This window comes from Bacteroidetes Order II. bacterium, from assembly GCA_016788705.1.
Lineage (GTDB): Bacteria > Bacteroidota > Rhodothermia > Rhodothermales > UBA2364 > UBA2364.
In genome coordinates this window covers 1-24,070 of the sequence record JAEUSQ010000022.1, presented here as the reverse complement: position 1 = coordinate 24,070, position 24,070 = coordinate 1, and the positions used below count along the sequence as shown (strand labels likewise).

Sequence of the window (24,070 nt, the reverse complement as noted above, 5' to 3'; positions counted from 1 at the left end):
ATACGATCATGTTTACGTCTGAACTGGGTATCCGAATTGGCACCCTGGTATCCGGAGCCAATAATCCGGTGTCTTATATCCGTCAAATACTACCACATGGTTTTGAAAGTTTTGAACTTACTTGGTGGCGAACACTGGGAGGGATAGACCTGACACAGTTGGCAACGGAACTACGGGAACTCTTGTCGGGTACCGGAGCGGTGATTAGTTCACTTGGCATCTATGGTAATCCGCTAGAGGAAGGGCCGGAAGATGAGGAGACCCGCGAAGGTTGGGAGCAACTTATCCGCCATGCCCATCTATTTGGAACCGATGTGGTTTGTGGGTTTACGGGGCGCATACGCAATCAACCTATTGATCTGTCTTTGCCAAAATTTAGCCAAGTTTTTTCGCCATTGGCCAATTTGGCGGAAGATTGTGGCGTTCGTCTGGCCTTTGAAAACTGCGCAATGGATGGTACTTGGCAGACTGGGGACTGGAATATTGCCCATCATCCCGAGCATTGGGAGCGCATGTTCAATACGGTGAAAAATGAAAACTTGGGATTAGAGTGGGAGCCATGTCATCAGATGATTGCACTTTTAGATCCAATTCCGCAAATTCGGCAATGGTCGAGCCGGATCTTTCATGTGCATGGTAAGTGTGCTACCATTCGGAAGGACGTTTTGGCAACGCATGGCATTCATGGAACCGTACCTTTTGCATTCCATCGTACACCAGGTTTTGGGGATTGTAACTGGCATGATGTTATTACAGAACTTCGGTTGGGGGGCTTTGAAGGAAGCATAGACATAGAAGGCTGGCACGATCCTGTGTATAAAGATGTACTCGAAATGACAGGACAAGTCCGTAGCTTACACTACCTCAAGTCGTGCCGAGGAGGAGATTATATCAGCAATCCGCTCTGAGAAACTTTAAACAGTTTTAGGGAAACGCCGCAAAAAAAACATCCATTAAACGCTAATTTGGGGGATTATTTCATTATCTTCACCAATAAGCCTCTTGAATGTCCGCTAAAACCAAACGCTTACATGTCTGGATATACTCCAGTAATTGGGATTACCACTTCTTTTCAGTCCGACGAGCAACAACTGGCATGGGTATATATTCAGGCCGTTGCTGAAGCGGGTGGCCTGCCGTGGATTGTTCCCATCTTAGAAGACGAGTATTGGGTACAGGAATTGTCGGACAAATTAGATGGCTTGGTCATTACCGGAGGGCCAGCAATAAGTGATGGATTGGTGGGCCAGTTACCGGAAGATTTGTCCGAAACGCATCCAGTTCGGCGAGAATGGGATAAACGATTCGTACAATACTTTTCTGGAACCGGAAAACCCATCTTGGGTATTTGTTATGGGATGCAATTACTCAATATGCTGGCTGGAGGTACTATTTATGCAGATGTACAAAAACAATTACCCGGTGCTGGGCTTCACTCCAATCGGCGGGGTGCAGATCGTCATTTATTAACCATTCAATCAGATTCCCGTCTTTCACGCGAACTGGGAAAAACCGTCTGTGAAGTAAATACGCGCCACATTCAGGCAATTGCCCACATTGGTGATGGGTACAATGCCGTAGCATTTGCGCCAGATGGGGTTGTAGAGGCGATAGAACATGTGGAAAAACCCATTTTAGGGGTACAATTTCACCCTGAACGTGCGCCAGATGATACCCGCACATTATTCATGAATTTGGTTAACCATGCCCGCATTCAGGCAATGAAGCGGATGAATCTTGATATTTTATGATGCACGAAAAACAGTCGAAGCCGGAGCAAACGGCCACTACCCAACTATCGGATGAAAAATTGGGTAAATGGATGGCCGTAAAACATTGGTGGGTCAGAAAACAACATATTGCCGGCCCGGCATTGGTCGGTATAGGCATTTTTTTATTTACCTGCCTGCTTTTGGATGGAAATGCCATGGCCGATTATACGGCCCGAGACCCATTGGCCGAAAAACTAAAAGGGCTGTCTCCAGACTCGGTGACCGCACTTTATACATCTATGCCGCGCCGCCCGTTTAATTTAAAAGACCTGAATAATCATCCAGATCAGGCGTTTCCAGGCTTGTTTCCGGGTGATGACCCCGCAGATAAAAACCGGATGGTTTCCAACTTTGCTGCAATTGGAAGTGAAACCTACCAAAAATTTTCGAGCCTCCTGAATATTTTTGCAACCCGCCAGGGCGAGGACGATAACTTCACGATCCGGATTATGGACAAAAACGATAACACCATCGAAGTAGTGACGTTGGATAGTTTAAAACAGGTGTATGCCGATCGAGGCTGGATGGTTTGGGACGAAGTAGATCGAGAGCGTGAAAAAATAGGTCGAAAAATCAAAGAACGGTATCGCGCAAGAGGCTACGCGGCCACAGATATTCAAACCCGATGGGGACGAAAAAACCAGGTTCTCGAAGCACGTCGGAGGGAAGAAAACCTGATTACCTATGAACTCCGTTTGGCTCAGCGCTTAGGGCTCAGTACGCTCGTAACCGAAATCGGGACGGTCGAAACGTTTAATCAAGACTGGCTTGTTTCTAGCGTGGGGGCCAGAGGCCGTTATCAGTTTATGCCCAGTTTATTACGCACGTTCGATATCGAACAATACGACATCAAAAATATCCAAGGTGGCTTGTTGAAAGTACGCGAAGAACGGCATCCACTATTAACCATGGAGGCCTCTGCAACCTTGGTAAGGGCTTATGCCAATGCGGTTGGCCATGAAATTCCTGGCGTTTCTGCTTATCATACCGGGCCAGGTAACATCTTTAAGGTGTACCAATTTTATTTGCAGAACCGCACCGAGCGAATGCCTACCAATTCTGTTGCTCAGGCATTTATTTGGGGACTGACCACTGGATTCCCAATTGTTAGCCGGAATTCCTCCTTTAAAGCGTATTCACAAGGGTATGTCCCTTCCTTATATGGTTCTATGCGTGCTGTTGAAAAACTGCGTATAGATCCTGCGAAAATGCTTCGGGCGGATTTGGTACAGGTATCGGATGGCACAACCATTACCCTCTCTGATTTATTGACCGTTTTAGAAAATAATGGAGGGAAACAAATGAATTGGGGGTACGGCACGCCCAATAATACGTTGTATCAGAGGTTTCGGGAATTGAATCCGCATTTTGGTTTACCAGATTATGCTTCGGATGATGTGCCGCAAAGTGGCAATTTGGTATTGCGTAAGTATGCATCAAATGGAGACCGGATCCGCTTTTTCCTGCCAGCAGGCGCAGCCGATATGTTAGAGCGTATAGACCCCTCTATTCTTGATGAGCGCATGACCTTCCGGTTCGATCATACCACGTTTTTGGATCCTGTCAAAACCGGCGAAAAAACCGAGTTAGATTATGAGTATGATAATTTAGTTTCTGCTATCGGTCGTTTCGGATTCACACAAGAAAACAAGGATAAGCTAGGGGTGATTGCCAATGGACTGATTCAGGCAGCATTAAATACTCCAACCCCTTTCCGGCGGTCACAAGCCAGAATTGTACGAATCCACCGCGACACATGGAATTCTGCCGAATGGAAAAAACTTGCAGATGCCGTTAGCGTTGCGGGTATTACGGCGGCGCAAAGTCATCGAAGTGGGGGTTTTAATTTTTAATTAAACGATTGTTTGTAAAATAAAAAGGGGCGAAGCCTTCTGACAGGTTAGCCCTTTTTTATGAAAATCAACGTTCTTGGCGCTTAAAGTGAAGCCTTTGAAATGGCTATATCTGGCGTATTCTCAAAAAGAAAAGCCATCGGAAGTGTTTTATACACGGTCGGATCGTAGGAGCGGGTTTTGGCGAAAACCAATGTAGCTTTGCGGTCATGAACCCACCACCAGTTGGCAGATTGCTCGCGGGCCGTTCGCATGGCTTTCTGAACCACTTGTTCATCGGTCATACCTTCGCTCCGAAACGATTCAACAAGTATAGGAAGGGGTCTGGTGGCATATGTATCAAGCACAAAAGCACCAATGCTGCATGAAAGCAGCCAGACCAAGAGTGCGGAGGACAAGCGCAGGCGCATAAGGATCGTTTGGTTTAACATCGCAGTTGTCCACCACTACAGCACAAAGTATGCCAGATCGCTCCAAAGAAGAAAACGAACAGGCATTGCTAAAAAAAGCTCTTAGAAAGAACAATCGTGAGGGCTGTGGTGTGGGTATTTACCCATTAAATGCCTCGGAAGCGAAGATGGTTTAATGATTAGAAGATTAAGATTCTCAAATTGAAACAAATGTTCGGTATAATGATACTCACTTTTCATTGATGCAGCCAAACCATATGATACAATCAGAAAAATTAACCGAGATACAAGAAAAGTTTAATAATGTGTCGGAACAACTGGCCGATCCGGCGATTGCGACCAATGTTGCCCTCATGGCACAATTGGGAAAAGAACACCGAGAATTGGAGGCGTTGGTTCAGATTATTGAAAGGTATCACACCCTAAAAGACAATATTGACGAGCTAAAAGAAATGATTCGGGTAGATGAAGATGAAGAATTGACACAGTTGGCACGCATTGAGTTGTCGGTAGCCGAAGAACAACTGCCACAGGTTGAAGAAGCGTTAAGCTATCAATTAATTCCGAGGGATCCAGAGGATTCTAAAAACTGTATTGTCGAGATTCGGGCGGGTACTGGCGGAGACGAAGCCTCACTTTTTGCAGGAGATCTATTTCGGATGTACACCCGTTTTGCTGAAAAAAAAGGTTGGAAGGTGGAGTTGATTGATGAAAATTCAGGTACGATGGGCGGATTTAAGGAAGTGGTTTTTGGACTCGAAGGGGTGGATGCGTTTGGGATGATGCGCTTCGAAAGTGGGGTACATCGTGTACAACGGGTTCCGGCCACAGAGTCGAGTGGACGCATTCACACGTCTGCTGCTACGGTTGCCGTTTTACCGGAGGCGGAAGAGGTGGATGTTCAGATTAGCGAAGAAGAATTGCGGATTGATACCATGAGGGCCAGCGGGGCTGGGGGGCAACACGTTAACCGCACCGAATCGGCCATTCGTATTACACACCTGCCAACAGGCTTGGTCGTAACGTGTCAGGACGAAAAAAGTCAGCACAAAAATAAAGACAAAGCAATGAAGGTTTTGCGTTCTCGCTTGTTTGACCTCGAACTGGCAAAACGGAACGCAGAACGTACAGAACATCGTAGGAGTTTGGTGGGTACTGGGGATCGTTCCGACAAAATTCGTACCTACAATTGGCCACAAGCCCGTGTTACCGATCACCGACTGGAGGGAACTGCCAAGAATTATGCATTACAGACCATTGTGGATGGAAATATTGAAGGGATTATTCAAGCATTACGAATGGCCGACTATGCCGAACGATTAGCACAATTTTAGGGATACGTTGCGCTACCCTTTGTACAAATCCCGTTCGTCTGGCTGGTTGCGGATCAACGCTAAAATGGCATGATGCGGGATAATGAGATAGGTTTTACCGTCGAAACCGAGTTCGATGGCATCCTTTCTTAGAAAGTAGGCATAATCACCCATTTTTGCCTGAAGAGATAGGTACCTGACCTCACTTTTTTCATGCATCCAGGCGTCTTCATCGGAATATTCCGGATTTGGAATCGCATATCCGGGTCCGACGGCCACCACACGACCGCCCCTGAGACGTTCTTTTTCCTTGACCGACGCGGGGAGCAATAAGCCTGAAGAGGTTTCTGATGATTCCTCCTCTGGCTCAATGAGGACCCGGTCTCCTACCATTATCAAACTACCTTTAGATCCAGAAACAAACATTTTATGTAGGGTTTATCAGCCACAGATGGTGTGTGCAATTTTTTTGTACCGTTTTATCACCGCTTTTTGGCTGCGGCTTTCGCTAAAACGCATGGCATTTTCTCGCCAATGGCGCAGCATTCCGGGGTATTCGGGTAAAACCTGAAGGAGTGCATCCACTTCGTCCATTTGCTCCCATGTATATACTGGGCCAGCTAAATTTTCGCTCAGTTCCCGGAAAAGCTCTGTACGCTCGTCCGAGACGCCGAGAATCGGTACTTGCCTGTAGAGGGCGGCATGGTATAGGGTGGGCAGGAAAATATCTTCCGACATGGTTTTTTGGGGAATCACAAAAAGGTCTGTATTGGCCCAAGTTTCTGGGGTAATGCCTGCTAAAGGATAATCTGCTACCGTAAAGCGCAAATCTTTTTCTGCCTGTACCCAATTCCGGATCAGTGCGGTCTTTTCTCCAGTCATCAAAATATGGAGCCTGAAATCTGCCGTTGAAGGACGAAGGCGTTTGCAAAACCGTAATACATCCTGTTTTTCATCCCATTCTCCTGCAATCAAAAGACGGACGGTTTTCTGCATGGTAGTGTGTTCAATGCCTTTGGTCTCGATGGGGGAGGCAGAAGGAATCCAAGGATGCAGGCGAATGACGGGTTGATTTTTTGTGGTACAGGCGCGATATCGTTTGATGGCTTCAAAGCTACAAGCACTCACTACGTCCACTTGATCAATGAGGCGCATCAAGGCTTGGGCCTGCATCCTAGCCTTGATGCCTGGCTCCAAGTTGCCGGGAAAGATAATACGGCCTCCTCCTATTGCATGAAGCCAAACAGGGATCCCATATTTTTTCTTCATTCGCAAGGCGTAATTGAGTCCCTTCAATTCTGGCCCAATCACCCAAACAAGGTCAAAAGGACGTGGCCGGACCTCTGTTTTTTTAAGCGTTGCTGTCAAACTATGCCCCGCATCTTGTACAAATTGAATCAAAAGCGGTTCTCTAAGGGGTTCAACGTCTGTATCGTACAGCCGATGATAAATGGCGGGGGGGGCGTTCTGCTCATCCGAATTAGATGCTGAAAGAACAGTTACATCAAACACATCCTGATGGAACGAATGTGCCATATCATGGCAAAGTTCCGCTACTTCCCCGACATCCGGCGGAATCCGTGGAACAATCATCAGAATGCGATTTTTTTTGAATTTGGTCACAGGAAAAATATATAACCTCTTTCCCATATCGTTGGGGCAAGGTAAATTGTCGTCAAGGTTTAGCGGTATAAATTACTACATATTCTGGGGTGCTCACCAAAAATAACGTTTGAATTATGAGCATTGTAAGCGTCATGGTAAAAGTCATCCATGCTCTCATTTCTAAAACTTTGCAAAATTCGGCTGTTGGGTTAAGTGTTTTAATCCGTTCTATATAAGGGAAATATATCCAAACCTCCCAAGGGAAAGGGGGACATTGGGCATTGCATTTTGAAAGGCTGACGACACTTCATTTTTGGTATAAACAAATTTGGTATAAACAAAGAAGCCCCCAAAAAATTGGGGGCTTCATCACTATTGAAAAAGTTCTTATCGGGCAGCGAGTCTTCGCTTGGTAGAAACCACTTCGAACGTCTCAATCAGGTCGCCTACTTTGATGTCTTGCCCTCCTTCAAGACCAATACCACATTCATAGCCGGTATTGACCTCATTGACAGGGTCTTTGAAGCGTCGCAGGGAAGCCATTCTTCCAGACCAGATGACCACACCGTCACGTACAAGACGAACGGCATCTTTACGCAGAATCTTGCCTTCAGTGACCATACATCCGGCAATACTGCCCACTTTGGGTACGTGGAATACCTCCCGCACTTGTGCAGTGCCCAAGGTCTTGTCACTTAATTCTGGCGATAGCAAGCCTTCAAGGGCGTCGCGTACATCTTCGATGGCATCGTAAATCACGGAATAAGTCCGGAAATCAATTTGTTCTTGTTCCAGAACCCTACGAACTTGCGGTGAAGCCGGACGCACCTGGAATCCAATAATAACCGCATCGGACGTGGAGGCCAAGAGAACATCGCTTTCAGTCACCGCTCCAACAGCGCTGTGAATGATACGAACCTGTACTTCTTCCGTTGAAAGTTTCAGGAGAGAATCAGTAAGGGCTTGAACAGATCCCCCCACATCAGCTTTGATGATCAGGTTTAGTTCTTTAAAGTCACCCAAAGCCAAACGGCGTCCAATTTCATCCAAGGTCAGGTGCTTTTTCTGACGCATACTTTGCTCACGAGCAATTTGCTGACGTTTATTGGCAATTTCCTTTGCCTCGCGTTCGTCATCTAGCACCACAAAGCGGTCTCCTACATCTGGCGGACCATTAAATCCAACAATCAATGCCGGTTTGGAGGGGCCTGCAGATTTGATTCGCTTCTCTGTTTCGTCGAACATCGCCCGTACTTTTCCGGTAAATGCACCCGCAACAAATACATCCCCCACTTTCAGGGTGCCTCGTTGTACCAATACGGTTGCAACAATGCCACGGCCTTTGTCAATGCGGCTTTCCACAATTGTTCCATCAGCATTTCGGTTCGGATTGGCTTTTAAGTCCAATAACTCAGCTTCATCCACGATTTGCTGAAGGAGGCCATCAATATTAGTTCCTTGTTTTGCAGAAATCTCGCTGTGCTGCACGTTCCCGCCGTATGCCTCCACAACCACATTGTATTGGGTGAGTTCCTGCATCACACGCTGCGGATTTGCGCCATCTTTGTCAATTTTATTCACCGCAATAATTAAAGGAACACCTGCTGCATGGGCATGGTTGATGGCCTCGATGGTTTGTGGCATAACCCCGTCATCCGCTGCAACCACCAATACCACAATATCTGTGACTTGGGCACCACGGGCACGCATGGCCGTAAAGGCTTCGTGGCCTGGGGTATCTAAGAAGGAAATCATCTGACCTGTGGGCAAGGTAACTGAATAAGCACCAATGTGCTGGGTAATCCCACCCGCTTCAGATTTTACGACATTCGTCCGGCGGATATAGTCCAACAGAGACGTTTTTCCATGATCTACGTGGCCCATGATGGTGACTACTGGAGCACGAGGAAGCAAGTCTTGTTCATCATCATCTTGAAGCGCGATTTCATCGGAAGCGACATCGGTCACAAATTCAATTTCAACCCCAAATTCTTCTGCGATTAACTGAATGGTATCGGCTTCTAACCGTTGGTTGATCGAAACCATCAAGCCAAGTTCCAAACACGTGGAAATGATTTCGGTCACCGAGACATCCATCATGTTCGCCAGTTCGTTCGCCGAGACATACTCCACCACGCGCAATTTTCGTTCGAATGCCTCTTGTGCAGCTAATTCTTGCTCCCGTATTTCAGCGCGTTCTACCCGTTTTTCGCGACGGCGCAAGCGTGCGCCTTGTCGTTCTTTGGTGCCTTGGCGCTGCATCCCTGTTTTGGTTTGCAAAATCGCTTCTTTCACCTCTTCTTGGCTTACAACGGGCAACTTAGCCTTTTTCTTTTTGGCCTTTGTAGGTGCATTGGCCGAAGACGTAGTGGCAACATGTGTTGTAGGTTTTTTAGGGCCGTCTCCTGTCGCAACATGACCACTTGTTACAGGCTTAACTGGTTTTAGCGGTTCATCGGTCTTGCCTTTTCGCTTCCGCTTTTTCCGCTTGGCGCCAGGTTCCGCATCTTGTAGCGTAGCAAGATTGACCCTTCCAAGAACTTTAGGGCCTTCAAGAATATAGCGATCAGATTTGATTAGTTTTGGGCCATTTTCATCTATATCCAGTTCTTCCACTTCTCTCAAATGATCAGGCTTTTTCGGCTTGTCTTTTTTCTTTCTGGGAGGAAGGTCTGTTGCTAGAACATCCTCTGTAGCAACAGCATCCAGCAAGGGTGCGATCACCGCCTCAAGCTCAATGCCCACTGGGTCAAGCCGTTCTGCTTCTGCTTCGAGGAGAGCAGGGTCAAACGTTTCTTCCGGCTCTGTAGCAGCTATCTCATGAGAGGGAGGCTGAGGCTCTGGAATGGCAGGTGTTTCCACTACCGTAGGTTCCGGCGCTGCTTCTTGTACAACCTCCGTTTCAGGTGTTGCTTGGTGAGGCGGTTCAGGCTCTGGTTCAGGTTCAGGAGCCACGAAAACGGGTTGGGGTTCCGTTGCCCTTTCCTCTACCACCTCTGACTTTTCTGGCGCTTGTTCAGGTGGCGCTGTTACGGCTACTGGTTCCGGGGGAAGTTCGATGGGTGCTGGTTCCGAGGTGACCATTTCCGCTACCACCTGTACGGATTCCGCCTCCGTTGTTGGTGAAACCGATGCTGGTGCAACTTCCGTTTCATCCTCGTTATCCTCCAGATCACGTTGTTCCTTTCTCAGGCGTTCTTCCTCCGCCCAGCGTTTGTGTCGCTCGGCGGCAGCTTTCTCTTTTGCAAATTTTTCCAAAAGGGACAAGTACATCTCGTCGTTGAGTTTGGTGTTAACATCCACCTTGCCCAACTCAAACCCCTCATTTTTGAGGTGTGCCACTACGGTGTCCTGCTTGAGATTTAACTCTCTCAGGACTTGAAAAAGCTTTTTGGGCTTGTTGCCTTTGTTGTTTCCTGCCATACGGTAGAGGATCCGGCTCCAGATCGTTTAAAGTATTCAATTTTATAAACATCAACACCGTTCTCTTCGGTAGAGAAGGTATCAATCAGACAGAACGGATAAAGTCTTCATCCGTTTTATTCTTCTTCAAATTCAGCACGCATAATGTTAATCACATTTTCGGCCACTTCTTTTTCCAGACCCGAACGACGAACCAATTCTTCCACCGACAATTCCAAAACTGCTTTGGCGGTATCGCAACCAATGCGTTGCAGGGCTGTCAGGGTTTCGGGGTCTATTTCGTCTGCAAACTCCATAACATCCACATCTTCCTCATCTTGCGAGATGTCTCGGTACACATCTATTTCGTAGCCAGTCAAGGCCGAGCCAAGACGTATATTCAGACCACCCCGACCAATAGCTAAACTCACCTCATCAGCACGGACGGTCACTTTTGCACGTGGAGGAGTTACGGTTTCATTGAGGGAAACATCAATCGGTTTGGCAGGGGCCAACGAGCGTTTAATGTTTTCAAAAATGTCGTCTGTCCATGGGACAACGTCTATGTTTTCGTTGTTCAGTTCGCGCACCACTGCATGAATGCGTACTCCTTTCATGCCAACACAAGCGCCCACGGGGTCCACACGTTCGTCGTGACTGGTCACGGCTACTTTCGCACGCTCACCAGGTTCACGTACAATTTTTTTGATTTCCACCACACCTTCATATATTTCGGGCACTTCAAGTTCAAAAAGGCGCTCCATGAATGCGGGATCTGCTCGGCTAATAATAACCTGTGGAAATCCGCCTGTTTCACGATTGATGTCCTTGACCACGGCACGTAGCATGTCTCCTTTTCGGTAGCGGTCTTTAGGAATTTGCTCTTGTTTTGGCAAAATTAATTCCACTTTATCGTGCATAACCAGCACTTCGCGACGGCGAATTTGGTAAATCTCGCCCACCACAATCTCGCCGATCAACTCGGAATATTGGTCAACAATATTTTCTTTCTCGATGTCTCGGATGCGTTGGTTAAAGGTCTGACGAGCGGTTGCAATGACACGACGGCCAAAGTCACGAATATTCACCTCGGTTGCCACATCTTCTCCAACCTCTACATCTTCGTCTATCAGTAAGGCATCTCGAAGTTCAATCTGCGTAACGGGGTCTTCCAAATCTTGGTTGGCAATCACTTCACGGACATGGATGATTTGAATATCGCCATTATCCGGGTTGAAAATGATTTCAAAGGAATCGTCCGCACCATAACGCTTGCGGATCATGGCTTTAAAAACGTCTTCCATGATGGATTGCAAGGTGTCGCGGTCAATCGCTTTTTCTCGTGCAATTTCAGCAAACGAGGAGACAAGTTCGGCACTTTGATTGATTTTTCCCATATTAATTCCGTTATGGAAATGATTGTTTTCTAAAGATTTATTATGTTTATGGTTAGGAAAATGATCAAAGATTTTCCCGACACAACTGCTACCATGGAAGTTGAACTTTTGCAGAGATCAACTCCGCATAGTAAAGACGGATGGCTTCTGTTTTGGGTGGCTGCAAGGTGATGTATTCGGAAGTCGCCTCGGTTAGTTTTCCCCGAATGACCCGACTTCCGCCTTCTTCAGCCAATGTGACGGCCAAGTCACGGCCAACATGTTGTGGATATTGGCGCGGAAACCGAAGAGGACTCGTGACGCCGGGAGAAGATACATTGAGCACATAGGCGCGGGGCATAAAGTCTTCTTCTTCCAGAATCCGAGAAATTTTTCGGCTTATTTTGGCACATTTTTCCACATCAATTCCGTTGTCACCATCCAAAAAAACATCCACAACGTATCGTTCTTCTTTGCCCCGAATCAAACATTCTACCAAAAAAATATCCGGAAAATCTGTTAGTATTTTCGCTACAATGTCTAATATGCGATTTTCAATGGTTGACAAGGCTGGAAACGTTGTTTAATGTCCATAAAAAAAGCCTCACCGTGGGGGCGGTAGGCGTGCTTGGAAGTCCGCAATAAAAAAGGGAAGCTTCCCCGAAACTCCCCGCACATCACAGGCACGCAAAGAAGGTACTAAAAAATACGGCTGTCTGCAAGGTGTTGACAGGAATTTAGTAGAGGGAAGTGTTGTGATAAAAAACCGATGGTGGCAATCGGAGCGAAAGACTGGAGGCGAGGTGAAAAAATCGGAAATCCATTGTGTCCACCCGATTTTGGCATTTCAAGATAAAAGCCTGCACATTTCTTCGCTGTGTCAATAGGAAAACAATCCGGCGCAAGAAAAGGATCGTTCTGGGCATTGAGTACAAATACTGGCACCTGAATGTGATCCAATACAGACTTGCAACTCACGGACTGCCAGTAGTGCTGGGCTGAGTTGAAACCGAAATAGGGGGCAATATATCGTTCATCAAACTGGCGGAATGTTTTAATTTCATCAAAACCTGTGCTTGAAATTTCATTTGGAAACAGCCGTGCCTTGGTTTCAATTTTCACACGCAAGGTTCGCATAAAATTCAGGACAAAAGGCCGCCGGCTCCAGTGGTCTAATGTTTGTGCACTCGATTCAAAGTCGCAGGGAACCGAAATGGCAATGCCCGCCTTAATTCTACGGTCCAAGGTAGCACCGGCGTCGCCCAAATAGCGAAGGGTGAGGTTTGCACCCAAGCTAAAGCCGACCAAAACAACCTGTTCATAATGGTTATACCGCCAAATATGATCTAAAACCGTTTGAAGGTCGTTGGTCGCACCGCCATGATAGGAAAATACCTTGCGATTAGGCTCGCCAGAACAGCCCCTGAAGTTCCATGCCACAATGTCGAATCCGTTATGCCGTAATGCCCGCGCCATTTCGGTGATATAAGGTCGTTGACTGTGGCCTTCTAATCCATGGGATAAGACGGCGAGGCAAGAAGACCGGGTGAAAACGGTATCCAAATCTAGGAAATCATCATCGGGCGTGGCGATCCGAATCCGCTGGTAGGGCAGTTCGGGTGAATAGGCAAAAATGGCAGGATAAATGGTTTGTAAATAGCCCCCCGGTAGTCTGTTGGGTGCAACATATAATGAGGTCTGCTGGGGCATTTTCGATTACATTATCACGGTTAAACTTAAAATTAAAGATTTTCCCCAATAAACTTAGGGGTTATAAGTTTAAAGTTCTTCAAAGCGCTTGGTGCCGATGGGGTAGTTGCGCCAATCCTGATAGTCGAAGTGCCACCACTCGTCTTCCATGATAGTAAAGCCTTCGGAAACCATTGCTTGGCGTAAAATTTGTCGGTAGCGGCGTTGTTCTTCCGTCCCACCGGGATAATTGGCGGCGGCGCGTTCGGAAAACTCGTCGTATAGACTGGGCATTTCTACAGCCACCCCCGATGCCAAATGGTATAGTGTAAGGTCCACGGCACAGCCTCGGTTATGGCGCGATCCGTCTGCGGGATTGGCGACAAAATTACGTTGTGCAATAGGCGTTGCTTCCCAAAACATTTTGGTGACATACCAAGGACGGTAGGCATCATGAATCATCAGCCCCAGCCCTTGTTCTTTTAGCTTTTGATTGACGCGCAGAAGTGCCATTGCTGCTGGGCGTTGTAGATAGGCGCGGGCAAGGTCATAAAAGCGCATGCCCATAAAGTTACGGTCGGTAGCATACCGCATATCCAACAAAATGGTCCGATCCAGCAATGCAGGCTGTACCAAGTCCATCGGTCGTTTCCCAACTTCTGCTTTGGGTGCTCCTTCCTTGGCCAAAAGAAGGAGTTCTTCCTGCGTTTTTTGAGGTACGATATAGGCAACGGACTTGTCTTTATCGGCAAATGTTAGACCGTCAGTTAAGTGGGGTTGAATCGGTATTTTGCGACGTTTAAAGTAAATTCCAGCTGCTCTTACACCATTTATTTTTCCCGACTTATCGCGTGTAAAAACGATCTTTTCACTTTGGTACAAGCCTGAGTTGGGAAAGGAGAACTGGTCGTACCCTTCTTCTTGCATCGGGTAATCGTCGAACCATTCGATTCGGGTCATCAGGCGATTGTTTTGGGGGAAGACAAATAGTACATTATGATCCCATCCATATTCCCCGATGTATTCCTTCCATCGCAAAGGGACTTGTAAGCTTGGCTTGGGGACTTTGAGATAGCGCTGCCCACCAAAAGTGAGCGTATTGGCGTCGAACTGAACAGTAGTCCCATATCCCAAACGTCCATCTGTGATCATTCCACCGCCATTTGTTGCTTTACGAATGCGTTGATAATACGTACCGTCATGGAACCATAAGGCTTTGTTGAACCACCGGACAACATGGATCTGTTGGGTTTTTTCGTTTTGGTAATATCCCAAAGTAGGGCGTGCTTCAGCTTCTGGTATAGCCACTGTAAGATCGGGTTCTGGGAGCGGCTTCTTTTGTTTAAGCGCCAGCAGTAGTTGGGTGGCATAATGGTTGATTCGGTCTATGACCGTATTACTGTTGTCTAAATTTCCTGAGACCGTAACCGCAATTTTCTCGGAAGGAATAGCGTAAAAACGGGTTGCAATCCCATACTGAACACCGGAATGTTGAATTCTTTTAAAGCCACTAAAATCAGAAACATAGAACCCCAAGCCAAAGCCATTTTTATCAGCGGTAAATTGTGGTGTCCACATGTCTTCGAGGGTGGATGCTTGGATTATTTGTTTCCCGGAAGGGCTGACTCCACCCCGATAGAGCATCATGGCAAAACGGGCTAAATCTGGCATCGTGGTATTCAGCCCTGCTGCGGGTGCAATGCCCATATCGAAGATGGGGGCACGGAACAGATGGCCGTCGTAGCGCCACATGTATCCAGTCGCCATTTTGGGCTTCAGGCGGGGTTCCAAGTCAATGGCGCTGAGGGGCATGTCGGTAGGCCGAAGGATATGGTCTCGAATATAGGTCTTATATGTCTGACCGCTTACCTTCTCGATGAGATAACCAAGAAGCGTAAATGCTGCGTTGGAATATTTGGTACTGGTTCCAGGTTCAAAATAAACTTCCGTTCCCGAAAGGCTTTTGATTGTTGCAGCAAGCGAAGGTGTAGTAGGGTCAAAATAACTTCCAGTAGCAGGCTCTCTTAGAATTCCGCTCCGATGGCTGAGTAAGTGGCGGATGGTAATGGGTTTGTTAAAGGGGTTTTGGAAGGCGATTTCTGGTGCATACGTAGAAAGCGGTGCATCCAAGTCCAACTTGCCTTTTTCCACCAGTTGCATAATGGCCACAGCGGTAAATAACTTGGTAACAGAAGCCACCCGCCAAACAGATTCTGGCGTAGCCAAAAGGCGCTGGGTGGTGTCTGTTCTGCCAAAACCTCGGGCCCAAACAATATCTTTGCCGTCGGCAAGCGAAATGGTAAGACCGGGAATTTTTTTATCGGCCATTTCGCGCTGTATAAACGCCGTCAGTTTTTGGGCCACTTCGCGATACCCTTGCCGTGCAGCCCATTCCTGAGAACGTACCGAGGGCAACATTTCCTGAGAAAGGGCTTGCAACCGGCTTTGCATCGTCGGGCTTTTCTTTCCTAGGTATATGAACAGTGTCGTTCCCATTGAAAAAAGCAACATAAACACCACAAATCCAATGGTGTACTTGCGGGTTTTGTCGTAGGACCAACGATTGTTGGTATAGCGGGTTTGGGCGGTGGAATTCCCGGTCTTCATCATAAAGTTTTTTTATCGTAGTAGAACAACTTTTCCGGTTTCGGAAAACATGGCGCCTTTAATCTGGTACAGATAAATGCCATTTGGTAAATTGGTTCCATCAAATGTGACACGGTATTCGGTATGGGCTTCCAACATACTGTTGACAGCAGGCTTCACCTCTTGTCCAGCAGCATTGAACCAACGGATTTGAACGGATTCGGTTTTGGGAATCGAGATCAAGAAACTTGTTTCTGATTGGAAGGGGTTGGGGTATGCGGCTTTCAAAATAGCACCGCCGGGAAGGGTTTTATCCGGCTCGTTGGCCGTAATAATCGTCGCGTCTGTTCCATCCACATTGTTTGGTGCCGTGCCGAGCGGATCTAACCAATCTTTTAGGCGGGTTTGTGCGGTTCCGCCTCCGTTCCAACTCGTATAAAGCCGCCCATAATAGTCGGGGCCTTTCACCACAGTTGTGGGACTGTTGCTCCCACATTCCGATTCACCCGAGTTGAGTTGTCCGACAATCCGGAACGCTTGGTTAAATAGAGGACTGCCCGAAGAACCCACTTCTGTGACGCCTAAGTCCCATTGTTCAACTTCCATAAAGGCATCTCCTGGAGTATTGTCAGAAAAAGTGACCTGTACAGGGGCGTTGTTTTCAAAGCTAATGCGTTTCTCGTCGCCATTTGCATGGTGAATGCCTACCGCCGAAAACGGCATAAAACTCCGGCGTTCCCAGCCTGCATAATGCAAATTCCAACTTGGGCTTGGTTGTTCTTCTAATTGCAACAGGGTGAAGTCCGATCCAAAAAAAGTGCCATTTGCGTTTTCACCGCCCCAAGAGGCCACCAGTGTAGTGCCTTCGGAATAGGGGAAAGTGGTGTAGTCTATGGGGGTTTGATTGGCAGTAGAGTTGAGGGTCCGGCACGTACTACTTTGGTAGTTCCAATACACCCAAGTGGAGTTTGCTTCTGTTTCATTCATGATACAGTGTTGGGCCGTTAATAAATAAGGAATTTGATTGTTTTTGGTGTTGTTGATCAAGGCGCCTGAGCAGACATAAATGCCCAGATCGCCATTTTCGTCCTCGGCCTCAAATTCCAACATTCCGACAGAGCGAATGGGGTTACGCCAGGCATCAATTTGAGGATAGCCATTGGCGTTGGAGCAAACGACATCCACATTACAACTGCCAGAGGCTTTTTTGTTCAAGCCATTATTGGTGTTGTTCCGGAAATGGTGATACACGGTTCCAATCTCGCCCGAAATGGCTTCATTACCCGGAAATACCAATTCTACCAATGCGGCATTGCTGTTTACCACCGGAAACCAAAAAGAGCCATTGGCTTTCGGTTGTAGCGGAATATCCACTTGCTTGCTTTTGCCATCTAATGGAACAAACCGTCCGATGGACCCTTCTGGTACTTGTAGGTGGTCGAAACGAAGGGAGAGACCGAGGGCACTGGGGGAATCCAGCACCAAACGCCAAACCCGATTTCCCTTCTCGTCTGCTACCCAAGTTCCATCGTTGGAAAAATTTATCTTCGTTGGAATGGCTTTGGCAAGACGGTACCGATTGCCCCGCTTTTTTGTTTTGAGGGTTGCACGTAAGACTTCGGCGTCATTGTCTACGAGGGGAAGAGTGATGGCATCTACCCAAGCATATGCAGATTGTTGGCGGGTGGCTGATACGTTCATGTTTTGGGCGTAGAGACCCATGAAGGACATTCCCAAGCACGTTAGGAATAAGAGGTTGTGTAAGACAGGCTTCATATTTTTTAAATGGTATGGGTTAATTTCCGTATTATCTTGCTAATTCTGTGAGTGGCTGTTTGACAAACCTGCTATTTGGTTAGGACTACAAACGGTGGTAAACAGAATCCTCTATACGTTATGCTGGATTTAGCCAGATGGACGGAGGGTTTATAAAAATGGTGGGTGGGCATAAAGAATAAACTTAGGGAAACTTTATCCCTGTTTGCAAGCAATCACCCTTGACTTTTTTGGCAAAATGCACGAACTTAACACTGTTAAGTAATTATTCAATCATGGCACGTACTTCTGGAACCGACCTAAGAAGAGAAATTTTGGATACAACCCGCAAGTTGTTGATCCAAGATGGGTATCAAAACTTGTCTATGCGCAAAATTGCAAATGCCATTGGATACAGCGCCACAAGCATCTATTTGTATTTTGAGAATAAAGACAACTTGGTTCATGCGCTGATAGATGAAGGGATGGAAAAAATGCAGCAGTTACTGCTTGGTATAGACAACCTTCTGACCGATCCTTTGGAGGCGCTTCGGGAGTTGTGTGCTCGGTATGTAGCATTTGGATTGGAAAATCCTGAATATTACGAGGTGATGTTCCAGTTACATCCTGCGCGTATGGCCCGCTATCCGGTGGAGAAATACCGCAAAGCCCGCAAAAATTTGGAGGTTTTCCGGGATGTGATCGAGGCAGGGCAACGGATGTCTTTGTTTCGGGAGGGGGATGCGTTGCTGAAGGCCACGGCGGTTTGGACCTCTTTGCATGGTCTTGTTTCGCTGTTAATTGCCCAGCGGGTGGATCAGCAAATAGCACCGGATGACCTGAAAGAGCATGTTTTTGATCAAGTGGTAACCTTTGTGGGTACATAACTTTTTTGTCATGGAACTGAAAGCGCTTTTAGAAGTCTTAGGTTTATAATCTTAACAGTGTTAACTTTGCAATCCCTTATGGAAAAACGAATAACTTCAGACTATGGCCGTTTAACTCGCAGGCCATTCCGAACAGCCGCCGTTTTGGGGGCGGGTGTAATGGGTGCCCAGATTGCGGCACACTTGGCCAATACCGGCTTAGAAGTCTTGCTTTTGGACATTGCACCAAAGGAAGGCCCCAAGAATGCCATCGTAGAGAATGCATGGAAAATGGCCAGTAAACTGAATCCGGCGCCGCTCTTCGATAAAGATATTGAAAAACGGATTCGGTTGGGTAATTTTGATGAGCATTTCGATCAGATTGCTGACGTAGAATGGGTCATTGAGGCGGTTGTGGAACGGATGGACATCAAAAAATCTGTTATGGCCCGCATCGAGGCCGCAACGGGCGATCATGTGGTGGTCAGTTCGAATACTTCTGGCTTGCCCATTGCCGAGATGGCCGCCGACTGTTCGGAAGCGTTTAAGCGTCGGTTCCTCGGAACGCACTTTTTTAACCCGCCCCGCTACCTGAAATTGCTGGAATTGATCCCAACACCGGATACCGATGCGGCGATTTTAGAACGGATTTCATGGTTCGGTCGGGTACATTTGGGCAAAGGGGTGGTTTTGGCCAAAGATACGCCCAACTTTATCGGTAATCGGATTGGGGTGTATGCGATGATGCGTGCCTCGAAGGAACTCGAAAATGGATACACAATCGAGGAGATTGATGCGCTCACGGGGCCTATCATTGGGCGGCCCTCTTCGGCCACGTTTCGGACTGCAGATGTGGTGGGTTTGGACACGATGGCGCATGTTTGCCGTAATCTCTACAATGCTTTGGAGGGGCGTGCAGACGAAAGCCGTGACCTGTTTAGCGTGCCGCGTCATCTGGAAGAGATGATCGCTGCGGGTATGTTGGGGCAGAAAACGAAAGCCGGATTCTATAAAAAAGTAGGCAAGGAAATTCATTCCCTAAACTTACAAACGAAACAATTTGAACCCGCGAAGCCCAAAGATCTGGGAGATTTGTCGGGAATACGTGGTGGGCTTCCGGCGAAAATGAAGACACTTTGGGCAGATAAAGGGCGTGCAGGGGCTTTTTTTCGCGATGTAATGGTGGATACGATGGCGTATGCCGCACGTCGGATTCCCGAAATTTCGGATACGCCGTTGGAGATAGACCAAGCGATTTGTTGGGGGTTTGGTTGGGAAGCCGGGCCATTCGAGACATGGGACGCGCTGGGATTTGAGACGGTTTGTGTGGAAATGGAGGCGCGTGGCATTGTGCTGCCAGATTGGGTGGCGGCCATTCGTCAAGAAGGATTGCCGGGATTTTATCAAGAAACCGATGGGCGTTGGGCGGTTTATATTCCTGAAACGGGCACGTATCGCGCAGTCCCTACGTATGTGGATAATCTATCGCTGAATGTGGTGAAGCAACGTGCGGGATCGTTGGTCTGGAAAAATGATGAGGCGGCTCTTTTGGATATTGGAGATGGCGTTGCGTTGTTCGAATTTCGTTCCAAAGCCAATGCCCTGGGCGTGCAAGTGATGGAAGGGCTTCGGGATGCGATCCGTTTGGTGGAGGATGGAGATTGGCGCGGATTGGTCATTGGAAACGAGGGCAAGAATTTTAGTGTGGGGGCCAACTTGGGCGAGATGGTGATGGGCATGATGATGGGGGATTTTGTGACGATCGAGACCATGATTGCCCAGTTCCAAAACACGATACAGCAGGTGTATTATAGTACGAAGCCCGTTATTGTGGCTGCCCACCAGCGGGTGTTGGGCGGCGGTTGCGAGATGACGATGGCCTCGGCGGTTCCGGTGGTTTCTGCCGAGACGTATATGGGGTTGGTGGAATTGGGTGTGGGGCTGATTCCGGCCGGTTGCGGAACCATGCGTATGACGGCCTATGCCGCAGAACGTGCCCCGACGGATTTTCCGAGTGACATTCAGACGGTGCTCCGCAAACATTTTGAGACCATTGCAATGGCAAAAGTGGCCACCAGTGGTCGTCAGGCCATTTCATTTGGCTTTTTACCCGCACATACCCGCGTGGTGATGCACGATGATCGGAGGCTGTTTGTGGCCAAACAAGAAGTAATACGGCTCTCGGAAGAAGGCTATTTGCCGCCACCCGTTCGGAATGCGATCAAGGTGGTGGGTCGTGACGGACGGGCACAATTTGAAGCCGCGTTGTATCAATTCCGACAAGGGAAATATATTTCGGACTATGATCGCTATCTCGGTAGCCGTTTGGCCTATGTGATGACGGGTGGTGATCTCTCGGAACCGACGGAAGTGCATGAAGATTACTTATTGGAATTGGAGCGTGAAGTCTTTTTATCGCTCTTGGGCGAGGCCAAAACCCAAGCGCGGATCGAGAGTATTCTTACGACCAATAAACCCCTTCGCAATTAATCGGCGCGAACGCCTTTATCCTTCAACTAAAATAAGTAAAAATAAATGGATGCATATATTGTAAGCAGCGTTCGCACAGCCGTTGGGAAAGCCAAACGTGGAACGCTACGGCATGCCCGCCCCGAATTTATGGGCGCAGAGGCCGTGAAAGGTGCTTTGGCAAAAGTACCGGAAATTAAACCAGAAATGGTGGAAGATGTGCTGATGGGGTGTGCTTTTCCTGAAGGCCCGCAAGGGATGAACATGGGGCGGATTATTGCCCAAAAGGCGGGCTTGCCAGATAGTGTTCCGGGTGCAACGGTAAACCGATTTTGTTCTTCCGGTTTACAAACCATTGCCATGGCCGCGCAGGCGATCAAGAGTGGAGAGGCCGATGTAGTGGTGGCGGGTGGCGCAGAGTCTATGAGTTATGTACCAATGGGGGGCTATTATTATTCGCCGGATTTGGAACTTGCGTTGGAAATGCCGGATACGTATGTGGACATGGGGAATACCGCCGAAAATCTGGCGGTCGAGTATGGTATTTCCCGCGAAGAAGCGGATGCGTTCTCGTTGGCCTCGCACCATAAAGCCCTCGCGGCGATTCAGTCGGGCACTTTTAAAGACGAAATCGTCCCTTTATCCTTTGAAGAAACCTTGTTGGTGGATGGTAAGCGGGTAACGCGGTCGGTGGTGTTTGATACCGATGAAGGACCGCGTGCTTCTACGCCACAGGCCCTGGCGAAACTCCCTTCCGTATTCAGGGCTGGCGGGATTGTGACTGCCGGAAATGCCTCGCCTGTTTCGGATGGGGCGGCGGCTACCGTATTGGTGAGCAAGCGTAAATTGGAGGCATTGGGCTTAAAGCCGATGGCACGAATGGTGGGGTTTGCTGTTGCGGGTGTTCCGGCGGGGGTGATGGGCATTGGCCCCGTTCCGGCCATTAAAAAGGTCTTGGCCCAAACCGGGCTTTCATTGGCGGATATTGGGCTGATTGAGCTGAACGAGGCGTTCTCGGCGCAGGCGTTGTCGGTGATCAAGGCGTTGGGTTTGAATTCAGACATCATCAATGTAAATGGCGGCGCCATTGCACTGGGGCATCCATTGGGCTGTACAGGTGCGAAGCTCACCGCCACCTTACTCCACGAGATGCAACGGCGTTCGGTGCGTTATGGCATTGTGAGCATGTGTATCGGGGGCGGAATGGGCGCGGCTGGGGTTTTTGAAAACCTGGTATGAGTCCTTTTGGATGATTGGCAAGAGGTGGTTTTAAGTTAATAAGCCACCTCTTTTTATGGATTTCAATGCAGATGTTTCCGATCCCGCCTATGTGCGAGGTGGGTGATGGGTCAAGAGCTGCTTTCCAAAACCAATAAAACGGCATCGGCCAATAAAATCCGGTCGCCATCTTGGAGTTTTACCCACGCTTGGGCCTCTATCAGGCGGTCATTTATTTTTGTGCCTTGTCGGCTACGGTCTTGGTATTCCAAATAACGTCCCATCAGGTGATACCGAAAAGCCCCGTGCAGGCGCGAGACCGCTGGATGCGTGCTTACTTCCAGATCGGCGAAGGCGTTGGGGGCGTGGTCGTCTCGTCGGCCAATAGTGGTTTCGGTTTTAGATAAAGAGAAGGTCGTTTTTTCACCGGAAGGCGTGGTATAATGCAAGGTTCCGTAGTGGCCTCGTTTTGCACCGCTTTCTGCTTCGTCTAAGGTGTAGTAGGTATAGGTTCGGGTTGCCATGCCCGGATCGTTAGAGAGTTTTTCGGACTTGGGCAGGGTAAATTGCACCTCAATTTCGATTTGCACGGGCTGGAAATCGCGGTCTAAGGCTTCTTCTATTTGTATCGTCCAGAAATGATCGGCTTTGCGGTAGGGTTGGTCTTTATTGGTGAAGCCCACAAAAAGTTTTTCGATGAACCGGAAAAGCGGACGTTTGACGGCCATCTTGTTTTTTAGCGTCAATTCCCGATCCATCCGCCGTCGGGCTTCGGATTTGACCTGATCCATGATGGGTTTAAGCCCTTCTACCACTTCCGAATGTAGGCGGATTTTGTAAAATGCCGGAATAATGAAAATCCCTTCGCCCAATGGATGTTTGGCCTTTTCCATGGTTTCTACGAGGGTTTCAATAAGTTTTTGGGCGGTTATAGGGGAGATCATGGGGGTTTGGTCTGGATGAAGGAGAAACTACATCAGTAGTAGGATTCTTGCAAATGGATTTTTGGAAGGATTTAATCATCAAAAAACGTTTCTTCTACCGCCACCTGATACGCGGCTAAAAACCCCGCTCATGAACCAAAAACATGTAGGCCCTCTTCTGTTTTAATGCGGGTTTTCTCAGGAGGCGCTACATAAGCCCCAAAAGAAGAATATTGCCAATCGTGGGCGCTTTCTACAAAGCCATGCCGCACAGGATTTTGATGGATGTACCGAATTAAAACCCCAAAGTAACGTGCTGCATCCACCTCTTTTGCCTTAAACGCATGTTCAAATAAACTGCCCGTGCGGTGGTAAGGGGCGGTAGCCCTGTGATCTTGGTTGTTTTTGCCGTGTTACGTCCATCGGTTGATGTCAGGGCTACGCCCCTTTATCCATTCTTGTGTTGCATGATCTACGAAGATATTAGGGCTACGCCCCTTTTTTTCGTGCTGGTAACGCCTTACGGTTCGGCGAACGACGAAGGGGTTCACCCCAACAACCGTTTGGCGTGGCGCGAAGCGGCGCCCTAATGCGGTTTATTGCCGATAAGGGGCGGTAGCCCTGTGATCTTGGTTGTTTTTGCCGTGTTACATTCATCTGTTGATGTCAGGGCTACGCCCCTTTATCCATTTTTGTGTTGCATGATCTACGAAGAGGTCAGGGCTACGCCCCTTTTTTTCGTGCTGGTAACGCCTTACGGTTCGGCGAACGCCGAAGGGGTTCACCCCAACAACCGTTTGGCGTGGCGCGAAGCGGCTCCCTAATGGGGTTTA

The 24,070-nt window shown here is 48.1% G+C and carries 18 protein-coding genes; 7 read left to right on the top strand and 11 right to left on the bottom strand.

The annotated features are described in order from the left end of the window. Positions 1–8 precede the first annotated feature (8 nt). From JNN12_05575 to JNN12_05565, 3 genes are all read left to right on the top strand, one after another. Entirely contained in the window at positions 9–908 is a 900-nt protein-coding gene (locus tag JNN12_05575; protein MBL7977793.1) for a sugar phosphate isomerase/epimerase, read from the top strand. A gap of 123 nt (positions 909–1,031) precedes the next feature. Continuing rightward, positions 1,032–1,751 (top strand): gamma-glutamyl-gamma-aminobutyrate hydrolase family protein, encoded by a 720-nt coding sequence (locus JNN12_05570; protein MBL7977792.1) that lies wholly within the window; start codon positions 1,032–1,034, stop codon positions 1,749–1,751. Continuing rightward, positions 1,748–3,625, top strand: a complete 1,878-nt coding sequence (locus JNN12_05565; protein ID MBL7977791.1) for a hypothetical protein — start codon at positions 1,748–1,750, stop codon at positions 3,623–3,625. Before JNN12_05570 ends, JNN12_05565 begins: the two co-directional genes overlap by 4 nt. A gap of 83 nt (positions 3,626–3,708) precedes the next feature. On the opposite strand, the gene JNN12_05560 is transcribed toward JNN12_05565, so the two are convergent. Further along, positions 3,709–4,035, bottom strand: coding sequence for a hypothetical protein (locus JNN12_05560; GenBank protein ID MBL7977790.1), 327 nt, complete (start codon positions 4,033–4,035; stop codon positions 3,709–3,711). Positions 4,036–4,292: 257 nt separating this feature from the next. Here JNN12_05560 and prfA point away from each other — a divergent pair, with 257 nt between their 5' ends. Next, the gene (gene prfA, locus JNN12_05555) at positions 4,293–5,369 is read left to right on the top strand and encodes a peptide chain release factor 1 (GenBank protein ID MBL7977789.1); all 1,077 of its coding nucleotides are present in this window, start codon (positions 4,293–4,295) and stop codon (positions 5,367–5,369) included. Positions 5,370–5,381: 12 nt separating this feature from the next. On the opposite strand, the gene JNN12_05550 is transcribed toward prfA, so the two are convergent. The 8 genes from JNN12_05550 to JNN12_05515 form a co-directional block, all read right to left on the bottom strand. After that, positions 5,382–5,774: a co-chaperone GroES gene (locus tag JNN12_05550; GenBank protein MBL7977788.1), complete on the bottom strand. Its 393-nt coding sequence runs from the start codon at positions 5,772–5,774 to the stop codon at positions 5,382–5,384. Positions 5,775–5,789: 15 nt separating this feature from the next. Next, a complete protein-coding gene (locus tag JNN12_05545) occupies positions 5,790–6,941 on the bottom strand; it encodes a hypothetical protein (protein MBL7977787.1) in 1,152 nt (383 codons plus the stop codon). Positions 6,942–7,340: 399 nt separating this feature from the next. Further along, complete coding sequence (gene infB, locus JNN12_05540) at positions 7,341–10,376, bottom strand: translation initiation factor IF-2 (GenBank protein ID MBL7977786.1); 3,036 nt, start codon at positions 10,374–10,376, stop codon at positions 7,341–7,343. 116 nt (positions 10,377–10,492) lie between these two features. After that, a complete protein-coding gene (gene nusA, locus JNN12_05535; protein MBL7977785.1) occupies positions 10,493–11,752 on the bottom strand; it encodes a transcription termination/antitermination protein NusA in 1,260 nt (419 codons plus the stop codon). Between the two features lie 88 nt (positions 11,753–11,840). Further along, positions 11,841–12,299 (bottom strand): ribosome maturation factor RimP, encoded by a 459-nt coding sequence (locus JNN12_05530; protein ID MBL7977784.1) that lies wholly within the window; start codon positions 12,297–12,299, stop codon positions 11,841–11,843. 131 nt (positions 12,300–12,430) lie between these two features. After that, on the bottom strand, positions 12,431–13,441 hold the full coding sequence (locus JNN12_05525) for an alpha/beta fold hydrolase (GenBank protein MBL7977783.1): 1,011 nt from the start codon (positions 13,439–13,441) through the stop codon (positions 12,431–12,433). A 69-nt stretch (positions 13,442–13,510) separates the two neighbouring features. Beyond that, positions 13,511–16,030 (bottom strand): serine hydrolase, encoded by a 2,520-nt coding sequence (locus JNN12_05520; GenBank protein ID MBL7977782.1) that lies wholly within the window; start codon positions 16,028–16,030, stop codon positions 13,511–13,513. A 9-nt stretch (positions 16,031–16,039) separates the two neighbouring features. After that, a complete protein-coding gene (locus tag JNN12_05515) occupies positions 16,040–17,707 on the bottom strand; it encodes a T9SS type A sorting domain-containing protein (GenBank protein MBL7977781.1) in 1,668 nt (555 codons plus the stop codon). Positions 17,708–18,057: 350 nt separating this feature from the next. Between JNN12_05515 and JNN12_05510 the strand changes: the two genes are divergently transcribed. From JNN12_05510 to JNN12_05500, 3 genes are all read left to right on the top strand, one after another. Further along, positions 18,058–18,648 carry a TetR/AcrR family transcriptional regulator gene (locus JNN12_05510; GenBank protein ID MBL7977780.1) on the top strand — a complete coding sequence of 197 codons (591 nt, stop codon included), beginning with the start codon at positions 18,058–18,060 and terminating at the stop codon, positions 18,646–18,648. 78 nt (positions 18,649–18,726) lie between these two features. Beyond that, positions 18,727–21,117 carry a 3-hydroxyacyl-CoA dehydrogenase/enoyl-CoA hydratase family protein gene (locus JNN12_05505; protein MBL7977779.1) on the top strand — a complete coding sequence of 797 codons (2,391 nt, stop codon included), beginning with the start codon at positions 18,727–18,729 and terminating at the stop codon, positions 21,115–21,117. Positions 21,118–21,162: 45 nt separating this feature from the next. Beyond that, positions 21,163–22,335: a thiolase family protein gene (locus JNN12_05500; protein ID MBL7977778.1), complete on the top strand. Its 1,173-nt coding sequence runs from the start codon at positions 21,163–21,165 to the stop codon at positions 22,333–22,335. A gap of 110 nt (positions 22,336–22,445) precedes the next feature. Here the strand turns inward: JNN12_05500 and JNN12_05495 are convergent, their stop codons facing one another. Both JNN12_05495 and JNN12_05490 read right to left on the bottom strand, forming a co-directional pair. Further along, positions 22,446–23,258 carry an FHA domain-containing protein gene (locus tag JNN12_05495; protein MBL7977777.1) on the bottom strand — a complete coding sequence of 271 codons (813 nt, stop codon included), beginning with the start codon at positions 23,256–23,258 and terminating at the stop codon, positions 22,446–22,448. Positions 23,259–23,386: 128 nt separating this feature from the next. Then, positions 23,387–23,563 (bottom strand): hypothetical protein, encoded by a 177-nt coding sequence (locus tag JNN12_05490; protein MBL7977776.1) that lies wholly within the window; start codon positions 23,561–23,563, stop codon positions 23,387–23,389. Positions 23,564–24,070: the final 507 nt, after the last annotated feature.

Coding starts and splice junctions, on each gene's coding strand:
- JNN12_05505 (MBL7977779.1), top strand. CDS start 18,727: ATGGAAAAACGAATAACTTCAGACTATGGCCGTTTAACTCGCAGGCCA.
- JNN12_05495 (MBL7977777.1), bottom strand. CDS start 23,258: ATGATCTCCCCTATAACCGCCCAAAAACTTATTGAAACCCTCGTAGAA.
- JNN12_05515 (MBL7977781.1), bottom strand. CDS start 17,707: ATGAACGTATCAGCCACCCGCCAACAATCTGCATATGCTTGGGTAGAT.
- JNN12_05510 (MBL7977780.1), top strand. CDS start 18,058: ATGGCACGTACTTCTGGAACCGACCTAAGAAGAGAAATTTTGGATACA.
- JNN12_05525 (MBL7977783.1), bottom strand. CDS start 13,441: ATGCCCCAGCAGACCTCATTATATGTTGCACCCAACAGACTACCGGGG.
- JNN12_05500 (MBL7977778.1), top strand. CDS start 21,163: ATGGATGCATATATTGTAAGCAGCGTTCGCACAGCCGTTGGGAAAGCC.
- nusA (MBL7977785.1), bottom strand. CDS start 11,752: ATGGGAAAAATCAATCAAAGTGCCGAACTTGTCTCCTCGTTTGCTGAA.
- JNN12_05520 (MBL7977782.1), bottom strand. CDS start 16,030: ATGATGAAGACCGGGAATTCCACCGCCCAAACCCGCTATACCAACAAT.
- JNN12_05550 (MBL7977788.1), bottom strand. CDS start 5,774: ATGTTTGTTTCTGGATCTAAAGGTAGTTTGATAATGGTAGGAGACCGG.
- JNN12_05560 (MBL7977790.1), bottom strand. CDS start 4,035: ATGCGCCTGCGCTTGTCCTCCGCACTCTTGGTCTGGCTGCTTTCATGC.
- JNN12_05575 (MBL7977793.1), top strand. CDS start 9: ATGTTTACGTCTGAACTGGGTATCCGAATTGGCACCCTGGTATCCGGA.
- infB (MBL7977786.1), bottom strand. CDS start 10,376: ATGGCAGGAAACAACAAAGGCAACAAGCCCAAAAAGCTTTTTCAAGTC.
- prfA (MBL7977789.1), top strand. CDS start 4,293: ATGATACAATCAGAAAAATTAACCGAGATACAAGAAAAGTTTAATAAT.
- JNN12_05545 (MBL7977787.1), bottom strand. CDS start 6,941: ATGATTGTTCCACGGATTCCGCCGGATGTCGGGGAAGTAGCGGAACTT.
- JNN12_05565 (MBL7977791.1), top strand. CDS start 1,748: ATGATGCACGAAAAACAGTCGAAGCCGGAGCAAACGGCCACTACCCAA.
- JNN12_05570 (MBL7977792.1), top strand. CDS start 1,032: ATGTCTGGATATACTCCAGTAATTGGGATTACCACTTCTTTTCAGTCC.